Here is a 13,706-nt window from a genome sequence, read left to right on the forward strand (position 1 = left end):
TTACTTGAAGCCATAACAACAGATTCTCGTGGAGCCTCGCTGATGAAATCCTATGAAGTCAATTTTGACGGTCTAGTGGGGCCGACCCATAACTACGGCGGCCTGTCCTACGGTAACGTCGCGTCCCAGAGCAACAGCCAGCAGTCTTCCAACCCCAAGGAAGCCGCGCTGCAAGGCCTGGCGAAGATGAAAGCGCTGATGGAAATGGGTTTCCAGCAAGGCGTATTGGCCCCGCAGGAGCGCCCGGACGTGGCTGCCCTGCGTCGCCTCGGTTTCAGCGGCACCGACGCTCAAGTCATCGAGCGCGCCGCCAAGGAAGCCATGCCATTGCTGGTCGCCAGCTGCTCGGCATCGAGCATGTGGGTGGCCAACGCTGCCACAGTGAGCCCGAGCGCCGACACCGCGGATGGCCGCGTGCATTTCACCGCCGCCAACCTCAACTGCAAGTACCATCGCAGCATCGAGCACCCGACCACCAGTCGCGTGTTGGGTGCCATGTTCGCCGACCAGAAGCACTTCGCCCACCACGCCGCGCTGCCGGCCGTGGCGCAGTTCGGTGACGAAGGCGCGGCCAACCACACGCGTTTCTGCCGTGAATACGGCGAAGCCGGTGTCGAATTCTTCGTGTTCGGTCGCAGTGCTTTCGACACCCGCTACCCGGCACCGCAGAAATACCCGGCGCGCCAGACTCTCGAAGCGTCGCAGGCAGTCGCTCGCCTGCACGGCCTGAGCGATGACGGCGTGGTCTACGCGCAGCAGAACCCGTCGGTGATCGACCAGGGCGTGTTCCACAATGACGTGATCGCGGTCGGTAACGGTGAAGTGCTGTTCTATCACGAGGACGCTTTCCTCGAGACCGAGAAAATGCTCGCCGAACTGCAGAGCAAACTCGCCAAGGTCGGTGGGAAATTTCAATCGATCTGTGTTCCGCGTTCCGCGGTAACCGTCGAAGACGCGGTGCGGTCCTACCTGTTCAATAGCCAACTGCTGTCGCGTCCTGACGGCTCCATGCTGTTGATCGTGCCGGAAGAATGCCGTGGCAACGAACGCGTATGGCAATACCTGCAGGGTCTGACCAGCTCCGGCGGCCAGATCAGCGAAGTGAAGGTCTTCGATCTCAAGCAGAGCATGCAGAACGGCGGAGGCCCTGCCTGCCTGAGGTTGCGTGTTGCGCTCAACGAAACCGAGCTGGCGGCCGTCAACCCAGGGGTTATCATGACGGCACCGTTGTACGGCACCCTGACCGAATGGGTCGAGAAGCACTACCGCGACCGCATGACCGAAAACGATCTGGCGGACCCGCAATTGCTGCTCGAGTGCCGGACGGCACTGGATGAACTGACGCAAATCCTTAAACTGGGCGCGGTTTATCCATTCCAGATCAATTGATCGACGGTGCGTTGTCATGCACGACGGCGCGCCGCTTCATCTCCACTGAGAGCGTAAAAGACATGAGCGACAAACTGCAGCTGATCCTTGAAGACACCGACGGCACGCAACTGGAAACGTCCTGCACCCGCGTCGCGATCATGTGGCAAGGCAAAGAGCTGTGGATCCAGCACGATGGTCGTGGCCAATTGCTGATCGGCGTGGACGTCGAAGAAGGCGATGCCGAATACGCCAACCTGCTGTTGCGCCCATTGGCGACTAATCTGGTAAGTCTGCAACTGGAAATGGAACCGGCTGACCTCGGCGACGACGAGGAACACGTTCACGGCCCGGATTGCAATCACGACCATTAAGGAAACCGCTCTATGCTCGCCCTCGGCAAACTGCTTGAACTGACCCTCGCCGGCCGCGAACCGGCGGAGAAGACTCAACTGACTGTCGAAGGCGTGCGCATGCGCTGGTTGAGCGAAGGTGCGCTGGAAGTGCGACCGCCGCAAGCCCGTGATAATGGCCTGGACCTGCTTTTATCGGCCGGTATCCACGGCAACGAGACAGCGCCGATCGAACTGCTCGATCGCCTGTTGCATGACATCGCCCGCGGCGACCTGAAGCCGCGCGCCCGCATTCTGTTCCTGTTCGGTAATCCTGAAGCCATTCGCAAGGGCGAGCGTTTCGTCGAGCAGGACGTCAATCGGCTGTTCAATGGCCGTCACGAACAAAGCAGTGGCTCCGAAGCGCTGCGCGCCTGTGAGCTGGAGCGTCTGGCGGCCAGTTTCTTCAGCCTGCCGGATCGTCAGCGACTGCACTACGATTTGCACACGGCGATTCGCGGCTCGAAAATCGAACAGTTCGCCTTGTACCCCTGGAAGGAAGATCGCCAGCATTCACGCCAGGAACTGGCCCGGCTTCGCGCCGCCGGCATGGAGGCGGTGCTGTTGCAGAACAAACCGTCCATCGTCTTCAGTTCCTATACCTACGACAAGCTCGGAGCCGAGTCCTTCACCCTCGAGCTGGGCAAGGCGCGGCCGTTCGGGCAGAACGACGGGGTGAACGTTTCCTTGCTGGAAAACCGTCTCAAACAGATCATCGAAGGCACCGAGCCGGAGTTGGCGGAAGAGGCGTTGGACGGTTTGCAGCTGTTCAGCGTGGCACGGGAAATTATCAAGCACAGCGACAACTTCCGCCTGAACCTGCCAGTGGATATCGAGAACTTTTCGGAGTTGGAAGTGGGTTACCTGCTGGCGGAAGACATCGCCAATACCCGCTGGATCATCGAGGAGGAGGGCGCCCGGATCATCTTCCCGAACCCCAAGGTGAAGAATGGCCTGCGTGCCGGCATCCTGATCGTGCCGACCACCGACGAAAACCTCGCCTGACATCGGCATGTAACCTCTGTAGGAGCGAGCATGCTCGCGATGGTCGCCAACGATAACGCGCAAAGCCTGGCTCCCCGCGGTGTTCCAGGCTTCATCGCGAGCATGCTCGCTCCTACAAGGTTCAGTGTTTAGACAGCTACGGCGCGCGGTTCAGTGCGACGCAGGCTACGGATCTTCATCAGCGTATCCGCGCAGGTCTTCGCTGCTTCCTGACCCTTATGCACGAAATGCTCGAAGAAGAACTTATGATGCAGTTCTTCACCCGCATGAAAGTGGTGCGGGGTCAGCGATACCGAGAACACAGGCACTTCCGTTTCCAGTTGCACCTGCATCAGGCCACTGACAACCGACTGGGCGACGAACTCGTGACGGTAGATCCCGCCGTCCACCACCAGGGCGGCCGCGACGATGCCGGCATAACGGCCGGTCTTGGCCAGCAGCTTGGCGTGCAGGGGCATTTCAAAGGCGCCGCCGACTTCGAAGAAATCGATGTCGGACTCCTGATAACCCTGGGCAATCATTTCAGCGACGAAGCCTTTACGGCTCTGGTCGACAATGTCCTTGTGCCAGCAGGCCTGGATGAACGCAACGCGTTCGCCATGGTGGTGTTTGCTTTTGCTGTCGATTGCGGTGGGTTGCATGTTCTGATTCCTGTTTGTGTGAAAAACAGGGCTTATGAATCGAATGGGATTTAAGGGTACGCACACTCGCATGAGTGCGGACGGCCCTTTGGCGCCAATCCCGTTCTCTCTTCATCCGGACTATGACCGTCGGCCCCGGAATCACACCGGGTCTGCTGACCTTGTCGCCATGCACGGCAAAGGCCGTGTCTGTCACCAAGCGCTCGCGGGCTATGCGTGTTGCACGCAATTACCGCCGGTGGGGAGTTGCACCCCGCCCTGAGAACGTTTTGCCGCCAGATTGTTTGGCGGCGCAGCTTTTTTATCACATATTTCTCATCTGTGCATGGCTGCTATTTGATGATTGCTATCGACTTTTTCGTCGAACCAGCAAGTCGTTTGCCGCCCAAGGGTTGAATATTCGAGGGCATGACCGCAGAACTTGCCGTCTGAAAGGGATTTCCCCCTGCTAACCGAGGCCAGATTCATGAGCGTTATCGATCTTCGCAGCGACACCGTCACCCAACCCACCCCAGGCATGCTCGACGCGATGGCCACCGCCGTCACCGGTGACGACGTGTATGGCGAGGATCCGACGGTCAATCGACTGGAAGCCGAGCTGGCAAATCGCCTGGGTTTTGCCGCGGCACTGTTCGTCCCCACGGGCACCATGAGCAACCTGCTGGGCTTGATGGCCCATTGCGAACGCGGTGACGAATACATCGTCGGCCAGCAGGCTCACACTTATAAGTACGAAGGTGGCGGGGCGGCGGTACTCGGCTCGATCCAGCCACAACCGCTGGAAGTGCAGGCCGATGGCTCGCTGGACCTTGCGCAGGTCGCGGCGGCGATCAAGCCGGACGACTTCCACTTTGCCCGCACCCGTTTGCTGGCGCTGGAAAACACCATGCAAGGCAAGGTCCTGCCCCTCGAATACCTGGCACGGGCGCGCAACTTTACCGGCGAACACGGGTTGCAACTGCATCTGGACGGTGCGCGGCTCTACAACGCGGCGGTCAAGCTGGGTGTCGATGCGCGGGAAATCACCCGGCATTTCGATTCCGTCTCGGTGTGCCTGTCAAAAGGCCTGGGCGCACCGGTGGGTTCGGTGTTGTGCGGTTCGGCAGCGCTGATCGACAAGGCACGGCGCCTGCGCAAGATGGTCGGTGGCGGCATGCGCCAGGCCGGGATCCTGGCAGCGGCGGGCCTGTACGCGCTGGACCACAACGTCCAGCGCCTGGCCGACGACCACGCCAACGCCCAATTGCTGGCACAAGGCCTGCGTGCAGCAGGTTTTGAGGTCGAGCCGGTGCAGACCAACATGGTTTACGTCGCCATGGGCGACAGGGCCGAAGCACTCAAGTCATTCGCCGCCGAACGCGGGATCAGGCTCAGTGCTGCCGCTCGTCTGCGCATGGTCACGCACATGGATGTCAGCGCTACTCAAATCGAGCAGGTCGTCGCGACATTCGTCGACTTTTCCAGTAAGTGATAGCGTTAGCGCTCCAATTGACCGTTTCTATCGTATAAACACGCTGTACCCCGCGCGCAGGGCCGATATAATGCGGCCCTTTGCCGTCGCTTCGTCTGTTGACGTTTCGAACAGGCCTTTGGCCGCAGCCTCCGTGGAAGAACCTAATGAAAAGCGCAGAAATCCGTGAAGCCTTCCTTCGCTTCTTCGAAGAGCAAGGCCACACCCGTGTAGCCTCCAGCTCTTTGATTCCGGGCAACGACCCAACCCTGCTGTTCACCAACGCGGGGATGAACCAGTTCAAGGACTGCTTCCTGGGCCAGGAAAAGCGCGCGTACACCCGCGCCGTCAGCAGCCAGAAATGCGTGCGCGCCGGCGGCAAGCACAACGACCTGGAAAACGTCGGTTATACCGCTCGTCACCACACCTTCTTCGAAATGCTGGGTAACTTCAGCTTCGGTGACTACTTCAAGCGTGACGCCATCACTTACGCCTGGAACTTCCTGACCTCCGACAAATGGCTGAACCTGCCGAAGGAAAAGCTCTGGGTCACCGTCTACGCCAGCGATGACGAGGCGTATGACATCTGGACCAAGGAAATCGGGGTTCCGGCCGAGCGCATGGTTCGCATCGGCGACAACAAGGGCGCGCCTTACGCCTCCGACAACTTCTGGACCATGGGCGATACCGGCCCGTGCGGCCCTTGCACCGAGATTTTCTACGATCACGGCGCCGACATCTGGGGTGGCCCACCGGGCTCGCCGGAAGAAGACGGCGACCGCTACATCGAAATCTGGAACAACGTGTTCATGCAGTTCAACCGCACCGCCGATGGCGTGTTGCACCCGCTGCCAGCGCCGTCGGTGGACACCGGCATGGGCCTGGAGCGTATCAGTGCCGTGCTGCAGCACGTTCACTCGAACTATGAAATCGACCTGTTCCAGAGCCTGTTGAGCGCTTCGGCCAAGGCCATCGGTTGCACCAACGATGCCCAGGCTTCGCTGAAAGTCGTGGCTGACCACATTCGTTCCTGCGGCTTCCTGATCGCCGACGGCGTGCTGCCGTCCAACGAAGGCCGCGGTTATGTGCTGCGGCGCATCATTCGTCGTGCTTGCCGTCACGGCAACAAACTGGGCGCCAAGGGCAGCTTCTTCTACCAGATCGTCGCGGCCCTGGTCGCCGAGATGGGCGAAGCCTTCCCGGAATTGAAATCCCAGCAGTCGCATATCGAGCGCGTGCTCAAGGCCGAAGAAGAACAATTCGCCAAGACCCTGGAACAGGGCCTGAAGATCCTCGAGCAGGACCTGGCCGAATTGAAGGGCGACGTGGTGCCAGGCGACGTAGTGTTCAAACTCTACGACACCTACGGTTTCCCGATGGACCTGACTGGCGACATCGCTCGCGAGCGCAACCTGACCATCGACGAAGCAGGCTTCGAGCGCGAGATGGAAGCCCAGCGCGTCCGTGCCCGTTCGGCCAGCTCCTTCGGCATGGACTACAACAGCCTGGTCAAGGTCGATGTGGACACCGAGTTCACCGGCTACACCGCCCACAGCGGTTCGGCAAAAATCGTTGCTCTCTATAAAGACGGGCAATCGGTCGACGTGTTGAATGAAGGCGACGAGGGCGTGGTGGTTCTGAACCAGACGCCGTTCTATGCCGAATCCGGCGGGCAGATCGGTGATTGCGGCTTCCTCCAGGCGGGCGCTGCACGTTTCGACGTGCGCGACACCACCAAGACCGGCGGCGCGTTCCTGCACCACGGTGTGCTGGACTCGGGTAGCCTGATCGTCGGTGCTCCGGTCGAGGCTCATGTCGATGCCGAAGTGCGTCACGCCACTTCGCTGAACCACTCGGCAACTCACTTGCTGCACGCTGCATTGCGTCAGGTGCTGGGTGATCATGTTCAGCAGAAAGGCTCGTTGGTCGACAGTCAGCGCCTGCGCTTCGACTTCAGCCACTTCGAAGCCATCAAGCCTGAGCAGCTCAAAGCGCTGGAAGACATCGTCAACGCCGAGATTCGCAAGAACTCCGAAGTTGAAACCGAAGAAACCGATATCGAAACCGCCAAGCAGAAAGGCGCCATGGCGCTGTTCGGCGAGAAATACGGCGACAACGTGCGCGTGCTGAGCATGGGCAATTTCTCCGTCGAGCTGTGCGGTGGTATCCACGCCAACCGTACCGGCGACATCGGCCTGCTGAAAATCATCAGCGAAGGCGGTGTGGCTGCTGGCGTGCGCCGTATCGAAGCAGTGACAGGCGCTGCAGCACTGGCTTACCTGAACGCTGCGGAAGAGCAACTCAAGGAAGCGGCCAGCCTGGTCAAGGGCAGCCGCGATAACCTGATCGACAAACTGTCGGCTGTGCTGGAGCGCAACCGTCTGCTGGAGAAGCAACTCGAGCAGTTGCAGGCCAAGGCCGCCAGTGCGGCGGGTGACGACCTGTCGGCGCAAGCCTTGGACGTCAAGGGCGTGAAAGTGCTGGCCGTGCGTCTGGACGGGCAAGATGGCAAGGCGCTGCTGGCGCTGGTCGATCAACTGAAAAACAAACTCGGCCGCGCAGTGATCCTGCTCGGCAGTGTCCATGAGGAAAAGGTCGTTCTGGTTGCAGGCGTAACCAAAGACCTGACTGGCCAACTCAAAGCCGGTGATTTGATGAAACAGGCCGCTGCGGCAGTGGGCGGGAAGGGCGGTGGTCGTCCAGACATGGCGCAAGGCGGCGGTACCGACGCTGGCGCCCTGGATGCGGCACTGGCGCTGACCGTACCGTTTGTAGAGCAGGGTTTATAAGGCAGTGCCTGCGGTCCGCAGTCTAGTGGCGGGCCGCAACGCTGTTTGAGTGTTTATTTGGGCGCCCTTCATGGGCAGAGGCGGCTTTGAAATGGCTTTGATCGTACAGAAATTTGGAGGCACCTCGGTCGGCACCGTCGAGAGAATCGAGCAGGTTGCCGACAAGGTTAAGAAATTCCGCGATGCCGGCGATGACCTGGTGGTTGTGCTGTCTGCAATGAGCGGCGAAACCAACCGTCTGATCGATCTGGCCAAGCAAATCAGTGGCGGCGATCAACCGGTTCCACGCGAGCTGGACGTGATCGTCTCCACCGGTGAGCAGGTGACGATTGCCCTGTTGGCCATGGCGCTGATCAAGCGCGGTGTGCCGGCGGTGTCCTACACCGGCAACCAGGTACGGATCCTGACGGATAGCGCACACAATAAAGCGCGTATCCTGCAGATTGACGACCAGAAGATTCGTGGTGACCTTAAGGCCGGTCGCGTGGTGGTTGTCGCCGGTTTCCAGGGCGTCGACGAGCACGGCAATATCACCACCCTCGGTCGTGGTGGTTCCGACACCACCGGCGTGGCCCTGGCAGCGGCCCTGAAGGCTGACGAATGCCAGATCTACACCGACGTCGATGGCGTCTACACCACAGACCCGCGCGTGGTGTCCGTGGCTCAGCGCCTGGACAAGATCACCTTCGAGGAGATGCTGGAAATGGCCAGCCTCGGTTCCAAGGTGCTGCAGATCCGTGCGGTGGAATTCGCCGGCAAGTACAACGTCCCGCTGCGCGTATTGCACAGCTTCAAGGAGGGTCCGGGCACCCTCATTACTATTGATGAAGAGGAAACCATGGAACAGCCGATCATTTCCGGTATCGCTTTCAACCGCGATGAAGCCAAGCTGACCATCCGTGGCGTGCCAGACATCCCAGGCGTTGCCTTCAAGATTCTCGGCCCTATCAGCGCCGCGAACATTGAAGTCGACATGATCGTGCAGAACGTCGCGCACGATAACACCACCGACTTCACCTTCACCGTGCACCGCAACGACTACCAGGCGGCGCAAACCGTGCTGGAGAAAACCGCTGGCGAGCTGGGTGCCCGTGAAGTCATCGGCGACACCAAGATCGCCAAGGTGTCGATCGTCGGCGTTGGCATGCGCTCCCACGCAGGCGTTGCAAGCCGCATGTTCGAAGCGCTGGCCAAGGAAACCATCAACATCCAGATGATCTCGACGTCGGAGATCAAAGTCTCCGTGGTGATCGAAGAGAAGTACCTGGAACTGGCTGTGCGCGCCTTGCACACGGCTTTCGAACTGGACGCACCGGTCCGCCAGGGCGAGTGATGCGTTTGCCAAAGGGCGCGGTTTGACCGCGCCCTTTGTTTTTTTGCAAGGCGCGACCCCAAGGCTGTTCTTTTGCTCGCGCTGGTCAATACTCAGGCATGTAGGCCTTCGACCACTTTGGTTGTAGGTCGAGTGCCTTTTTTTTGCAGACTGTTGTCCCTGAAAATGTAATGCGTGAGGAGAAAGGTATGCTGATTCTGACTCGTCGGTGCGCAGAAAGCCTGATTATTGGTGATGGCGAAATCACCGTGACCGTGCTCGGCGTCAAAGGAAATCAAGTGCGCATCGGTGTCAACGCCCCGAAAGAGGTTGCGGTCCATCGTGAGGAAATTTACCTGCGTATAAAGAAAGAGAAGGACGAAGAACCAAGCCATTAATTTTTATCGTTTTTTATGTTTGCAAACGGGGAAAAGGTTGGTTAAGATACGCCCCGTGTTGCGGAGAGCTGGCCGAGTGGCCGAAGGCGCTCCCCTGCTAAGGGAGTACACCTCAAAAGGGTGTCGGGGGTTCGAATCCCCCGTTCTCCGCCATTATTTGCGTAGTACGTTGTAATCTGGCTTCTTCGGTAAGTTGTTGAAATTACTAGAAAAAGTGCTTGACATAGAGATTAGACGGCCTATAATGCGCGGCAACAAATGCACTCGTAGCTCAGCTGGATAGAGTACTCGGCTACGAACCGAGCGGTCACAGGTTCGAATCCTGTCGAGTGCACCATTTAAGAGTTGTTTGCAGTGATGTGAATAACTTGGCTCCAACCAGTTGTGATCTGGTCTAAAAACACAAATGCACTCGTAGCTCAGCTGGATAGAGTACTCGGCTACGAACCGAGCGGTCACAGGTTCGAATCCTGTCGAGTGCACCATACAAACAAAAAGCCCGCCTTTAAAGCGGGCTTTTTGCCGTCTGGGATTTGGCTTTTCCCTTCGTACATCCTCTTTCGTCAAACTCGATGCTGGCGCTTCGACCTCGCTTGGTCTGGTAGTGGTAGTGGCTGCTTGAGTTTCGAATGCTGATCTTGTCTGGCTTGCCCAGAGCGCTTTCAACATCCTGTTGGGTCATGCCGGCGATCACGCGCTGATTGATGATTGCTGCGCGGCGCTCGCTGGCGCTGATCAAGTTTGCACATTTGTCTACTGCCTGGCCGACAACCAATGGATCGCGGTGATCGATTTTCAGGTTCGATGTTTGCCGCTGCTGTTGCGGCGCAAGTGGGATAATCGTGCCGGGCCGGTAGGGGCTCACCCTCTGGTAGGAAAGGCTTTCGTCGATGGCGCAGTTTGTCGTGGTAAAGGTGATGCGCCCGTCAGGCGCTTCGCAGCGGTTAACCGTTGCGCCGGGTGCGTCCAGCGGCAGGTAGAGCAGGGTGGCGAGCCCCAGGCGGGGTAATCTCGATGGCATTGCGCGTCCTCCGTGACGGCTACCGATCAAGACTAGCGCCTGCATGTTTCATCGCCAGTGTGTTTTTTTTTCGAGATGAGTCGTCGCACTTTCATGTATCAGGCGCGCACTCAGGATTGTTTCGCAAGCGCTTGTTTCAGCCGCGATTTTTTAACGTTTTAAGCCGTCAGTCGGTGTATGATTGCGCCCGTCAGCCCCGCCGGGGCTTTTGGATTACCTCCATGGACTTACCCAGTAGTTACTCAATACCCCGATTTTCCAATCATGAATTGACTGATTGATCCTTCCGGCGCACCCCGCTGCTGGGAGTGGAGTTCGCCTATGTCTGAAGTAGAAGTAAAGAAAACGCAGGAAAGCTTGCAGGACCGCCTGGCTCAAGTTGTTGAGCTGCTGCAGCGCCAGCGAGTGGTTGAAGACCTGACTCATCGCCAGGAAGGTCCGAATCAGGATCGAGTCGAAAACCTGGTTCATCGGCAAAATCTCGTTGAGCTGCAACGCAAGCTCGATGACCTGCACTCCGCCGACGTCGCCTATATTCTTGAAGCCCTGCCACTGGATGACCGCCTGACGCTCTGGCAGTTGGTCAAGGCTGATCGCGACGGCGACATCCTGCTCGAAGTATCCGATTCGGTTCGTGAAACCCTGATCGCCGACATGGACGATCACGAGCTCCTGGCTGCAGCCAAGGACATGGATGCCGACGAGCTGGCCGACCTGGCTTCCGAGCTGCCACGAGATGTCGTCCATGAGCTGATGGAGACCCTCGATGCTCAGCAGCGCGAGCGTGTGCGCTCGGCGTTGTCCTATGATGAGGATCAGGTCGGCGCGCTGATGGACTTCGAGATGGTCACCATCCGTGAGGATGTCAGTCTCGAAGTGGTCCTGCGCTACCTGCGGCGTCTCAAGGAGCTGCCAGGTCATACCGACAAATTGTTCGTGGTTGACTACGACGGCGTGCTCAAGGGCGTGCTGCCGATCAAGCGCCTGCTGGTCAACGATCCGGATAAGCAGGTTTCCGAGGTCATGGCCAGCGATCCGGTGAGTTTCCATCCGGATGAAGAAGCCTACGATGCTGCCCAGGCGTTTGAGCGTTACGACTTGATTTCGGCCCCCGTCGTCGACAAGAACGGCAAGCTGATCGGCCGTCTGACCATCGATGAAATGGTCGACCTGATTCGTGAGGAGAGCGAAAACGAAGTTCTCAACATGGCAGGTCTGCGAGAAGAAGAGGATATTTTTGCGTCGGTCTGGAAGTCCCTGCGCAACCGTTGGGCCTGGCTGGCAGTAAACCTGATCACCGCATTTGTTGCTTCCCGGGTGATTGGTTTGTTCGAAGGTTCCATTGAGAAGCTGGTGGCGCTGGCTGCATTGATGCCGATCGTTGCGGGTATCGGAGGTAACTCCGGCAACCAGACCATCACCATGATCGTTCGCGCCATGGCGCTGGATCAGGTGAGTACGGGTAATACGTCGCGGTTGATGCGCAAGGAGCTGGCGGTTGCCTTGATCAACGGCGTGATCTGGGGTGGGGTCATTGGCGTCGTTGCCTACCTGTTGTATGGCAGCTGGTCGCTTGGGGTGGTGATGACCGCTGCCATGACCCTCAATCTGTTGCTTGCTGCATTGATGGGGGTCTTGATCCCGATGACGCTGGCGCGACTCGGGCGAGATCCTGCCATGGGGGCCAGTGTGATGATTACCGCCATGACCGATAGTGGTGGCTTCTTTATCTTCCTGGGGTTGGCAACGATTTTCCTGCTCTGAAGTACTTGTTCCAAAGCCCGCCCTACGGCGGGCTTTTTTTTGCCAAATTTCAGGCAAAAAAAAGCCAGCGATCAGGCTGGCTTGAACTTGCGGGGATGAATCAGGAGGCGTCTGCAGTCATTTCGGCATCATGGGCGATCAGTGAAACAAGCGCATTTTGCTGGCGGTGAGAGAGTTGGCGGAAGCGCTGAAGCAGTTCGCGCTCGTGCAATGACAGCTCCGGGCTGTCCAGGCGCATGCTCAGCTCTTCGCCCAGTGCGCCTTCCTGAATGAGACTCTGCTCCAGACGCGCAATGATCTCGGAGTTCATGCTGCGATGATGATTGCGAGCCACCTCGGCAATGCGTTCACGCATTCCGTCTGGCAGACGTACGACGAACTTGTCAGCCGTACGGCTGGAATAAATTGCCTGTTTCAATGGGCGCATATATTTAACCGGTTAGTTCAGGGGAGCGGTTCTCGGGATTGGCCGCAGGATGTCAGATAGGACAAGCGCTCTGGCCAAATGTTCAACCTGAATTGGTAGAGGCACGCATCATGCCTCAAACTCGCCAGTTCATTGGCGTCAATTCTGTGACAAATATTGAGCTGACTAAAGGCGTTATGCCAGCACCAATTGTCAGAAATGCGGACTGGTTTTCAAAACAGCACCGGGTCCGTGTCTCTGGCCGCGTCCTTTGCCCGCAGAACTCTTGAAAAAGCCGAGGGGCATCCCATGCGAATTCGATCACTGTTCCTTATCTGTACAGGATAGTGGCAAATGGCCGATTTACTAGTGTCTGTCGTATGACGAGGCTCATTTGGGATGGGTGGCAGGTCGATTTTCCGTGGGGTGGGCTTCGTTGGAGGCGCAGGCGCTGGTTCGCTTCTGATCGCTCGTCAAACCTTCGAGCGTTCGCGTGACATCTGCCTACACTTAAAAAGCCTACGCATGACATGACAAAGGCAGGTTCGCCCGTTAACATGCTCGCCGTCTATCGCTACGCGTCTCTTCGCGGGCATCTTGTGTCTCAGTAGCTCAATTGGATAGAGCATCCCCCTCCTAAGGGGAAGGTTGGCAGTTCGAACCTGCCCTGGGACACCATTCAATCAAGTCTTCAGCAGTTCATGAATTTCGCTCCAGGCCTTTATGGGTGCGGGCGGGTGCACATGGGCTGCTTCCGGCATAAAAAGGCCCTGCTCAGGCGCGTATCTGGCAGGGCTTTTTTCATGTATGTGGCAGGACCCGGCCATCCTTTCCGGTTTGGGCTCTTCTATATAGAGGAAAGGGCGACTACTTCTGTATCAAGTACCTTTTTGCCAGGAAACCAAATCAATGCTTGACGGCAGATTCTGGAAGCCTATAATTCGCCCCACTTCCGACGCGGTCGAAACGGAAAACTCCTTGGTAAACAATGAGTTACGAAGTTTTCGGCAGCAGGTTGCTTCAGTTTATCGAGGCGCCAAGGAGTTGAAAAAGAGGTGTTGACAGCAGCGTGTAACGCTGTAGAATTCGCCTCCCGCTGATGAGAGATCTGAAGCGCAAGTGGTTGAAGTTGTTAAGGTTTCCTTGAAAACTTCTGAAAA

The 13,706-nt window shown here is 58.0% G+C and carries 11 protein-coding genes, 4 tRNA genes and 1 riboswitch; of the genes, 12 read left to right on the forward strand and 3 right to left on the reverse strand.

What is annotated here, in order from left to right; all coding sequences use genetic code 11:
- The first annotated feature begins 42 nt into the window (after positions 1-42).
- The 3 genes from astB (at position 43) to astE (ending at position 2,765) form a co-directional block, all read left to right on the forward strand.
- Entirely contained in the window at positions 43-1,389 is a 1,347-nt protein-coding gene (gene astB, locus CGA21_RS27420; RefSeq protein WP_110755158.1) for an N-succinylarginine dihydrolase, read from the forward strand.
- A 62-nt stretch (positions 1,390-1,451) separates the two neighbouring features.
- Positions 1,452-1,742, forward strand: a complete 291-nt coding sequence (locus tag CGA21_RS27425) for a topoisomerase II (protein ID WP_188265473.1) — start codon at positions 1,452-1,454, stop codon at positions 1,740-1,742.
- Between the two features lie 12 nt (positions 1,743-1,754).
- A complete protein-coding gene (gene astE / locus CGA21_RS27430) occupies positions 1,755-2,765 on the forward strand; it encodes a succinylglutamate desuccinylase (protein WP_020800780.1) in 1,011 nt (336 codons plus the stop codon).
- 128 nt (positions 2,766-2,893) lie between these two features.
- Here the strand turns inward: astE and CGA21_RS27435 are convergent, their stop codons facing one another.
- On the reverse strand, positions 2,894-3,406 hold the full coding sequence (locus CGA21_RS27435) for a 6,7-dimethyl-8-ribityllumazine synthase (RefSeq protein WP_020800781.1): 513 nt from the start codon (positions 3,404-3,406) through the stop codon (positions 2,894-2,896).
- A gap of 98 nt (positions 3,407-3,504) precedes the next feature.
- Positions 3,505-3,676: riboswitch (FMN riboswitch) on the reverse strand.
- A 196-nt stretch (positions 3,677-3,872) separates the two neighbouring features.
- Between CGA21_RS27435 and ltaE the strand changes: the two genes are divergently transcribed.
- From ltaE to CGA21_RS27470, 7 genes are all read left to right on the forward strand, one after another.
- Positions 3,873-4,877 carry a low-specificity L-threonine aldolase gene (gene ltaE, locus CGA21_RS27440; RefSeq protein WP_110755160.1) on the forward strand — a complete coding sequence of 335 codons (1,005 nt, stop codon included), beginning with the start codon at positions 3,873-3,875 and terminating at the stop codon, positions 4,875-4,877.
- A gap of 146 nt (positions 4,878-5,023) precedes the next feature.
- Entirely contained in the window at positions 5,024-7,645 is a 2,622-nt protein-coding gene (gene alaS, locus CGA21_RS27445; protein ID WP_188265474.1) for an alanine--tRNA ligase, read from the forward strand.
- A gap of 91 nt (positions 7,646-7,736) precedes the next feature.
- Complete coding sequence (locus CGA21_RS27450; RefSeq protein ID WP_110755162.1) at positions 7,737-8,978, forward strand: aspartate kinase; 1,242 nt, start codon at positions 7,737-7,739, stop codon at positions 8,976-8,978.
- 188 nt (positions 8,979-9,166) lie between these two features.
- Positions 9,167-9,355 carry a carbon storage regulator CsrA gene (gene csrA / locus CGA21_RS27455; RefSeq protein ID WP_002554426.1) on the forward strand — a complete coding sequence of 63 codons (189 nt, stop codon included), beginning with the start codon at positions 9,167-9,169 and terminating at the stop codon, positions 9,353-9,355.
- 62 nt (positions 9,356-9,417) lie between these two features.
- Positions 9,418-9,508 (forward strand) — tRNA-Ser (locus CGA21_RS27460).
- A gap of 107 nt (positions 9,509-9,615) precedes the next feature.
- Positions 9,616-9,692, forward strand: a tRNA-Arg gene (locus tag CGA21_RS27465).
- A 71-nt stretch (positions 9,693-9,763) separates the two neighbouring features.
- Positions 9,764-9,840, forward strand: a tRNA-Arg gene (locus CGA21_RS27470).
- 20 nt (positions 9,841-9,860) lie between these two features.
- Here the strand turns inward: CGA21_RS27470 and CGA21_RS27475 are convergent.
- Positions 9,861-10,376, reverse strand: coding sequence for a cell envelope protein SmpA (locus CGA21_RS27475; RefSeq protein WP_110755163.1), 516 nt, complete (start codon positions 10,374-10,376; stop codon positions 9,861-9,863).
- A gap of 321 nt (positions 10,377-10,697) precedes the next feature.
- Here CGA21_RS27475 and mgtE point away from each other — a divergent pair, with 321 nt between their 5' ends.
- A complete protein-coding gene (mgtE, locus tag CGA21_RS27480) occupies positions 10,698-12,140 on the forward strand; it encodes a magnesium transporter (protein WP_020800785.1) in 1,443 nt (480 codons plus the stop codon).
- Positions 12,141-12,240: 100 nt separating this feature from the next.
- Here mgtE and CGA21_RS27485 read toward each other — a convergent pair whose 3' ends face one another.
- Positions 12,241-12,567, reverse strand: coding sequence for an Arc family DNA-binding protein (locus tag CGA21_RS27485; protein WP_008066583.1), 327 nt, complete (start codon positions 12,565-12,567; stop codon positions 12,241-12,243).
- Positions 12,568-13,147: 580 nt separating this feature from the next.
- Between CGA21_RS27485 and CGA21_RS27490 the strand changes: the two genes are divergently transcribed.
- Positions 13,148-13,224 (forward strand) — tRNA-Arg (locus CGA21_RS27490).
- The last annotated feature ends 482 nt before the right edge of the window (positions 13,225-13,706 follow it).

Source organism: Pseudomonas sp. PSB11, from assembly GCF_014596605.1.
Classification (GTDB): domain Bacteria; phylum Pseudomonadota; class Gammaproteobacteria; order Pseudomonadales; family Pseudomonadaceae; genus Aquipseudomonas; species Aquipseudomonas umsongensis.

Bases quoted from the DNA above. Each gene is read 5' to 3' on its own strand.
- astB (WP_110755158.1), top strand. From the start codon at position 43: ATGAAATCCTATGAAGTCAATTTTGACGGTCTAGTGGGGCCGACCCAT.
- CGA21_RS27425 (WP_188265473.1), top strand. From the start codon at position 1,452: ATGAGCGACAAACTGCAGCTGATCCTTGAAGACACCGACGGCACGCAA.
- astE (WP_020800780.1), top strand. From the start codon at position 1,755: ATGCTCGCCCTCGGCAAACTGCTTGAACTGACCCTCGCCGGCCGCGAA.
- CGA21_RS27435 (WP_020800781.1), bottom strand. From the start codon at position 3,406: ATGCAACCCACCGCAATCGACAGCAAAAGCAAACACCACCATGGCGAA.
- ltaE (WP_110755160.1), top strand. From the start codon at position 3,873: ATGAGCGTTATCGATCTTCGCAGCGACACCGTCACCCAACCCACCCCA.
- alaS (WP_188265474.1), top strand. From the start codon at position 5,024: ATGAAAAGCGCAGAAATCCGTGAAGCCTTCCTTCGCTTCTTCGAAGAG.
- CGA21_RS27450 (WP_110755162.1), top strand. From the start codon at position 7,737: ATGGCTTTGATCGTACAGAAATTTGGAGGCACCTCGGTCGGCACCGTC.
- csrA (WP_002554426.1), top strand. From the start codon at position 9,167: ATGCTGATTCTGACTCGTCGGTGCGCAGAAAGCCTGATTATTGGTGAT.
- CGA21_RS27475 (WP_110755163.1), bottom strand. From the start codon at position 10,376: ATGCCATCGAGATTACCCCGCCTGGGGCTCGCCACCCTGCTCTACCTG.
- mgtE (WP_020800785.1), top strand. From the start codon at position 10,698: ATGTCTGAAGTAGAAGTAAAGAAAACGCAGGAAAGCTTGCAGGACCGC.
- CGA21_RS27485 (WP_008066583.1), bottom strand. From the start codon at position 12,567: ATGCGCCCATTGAAACAGGCAATTTATTCCAGCCGTACGGCTGACAAG.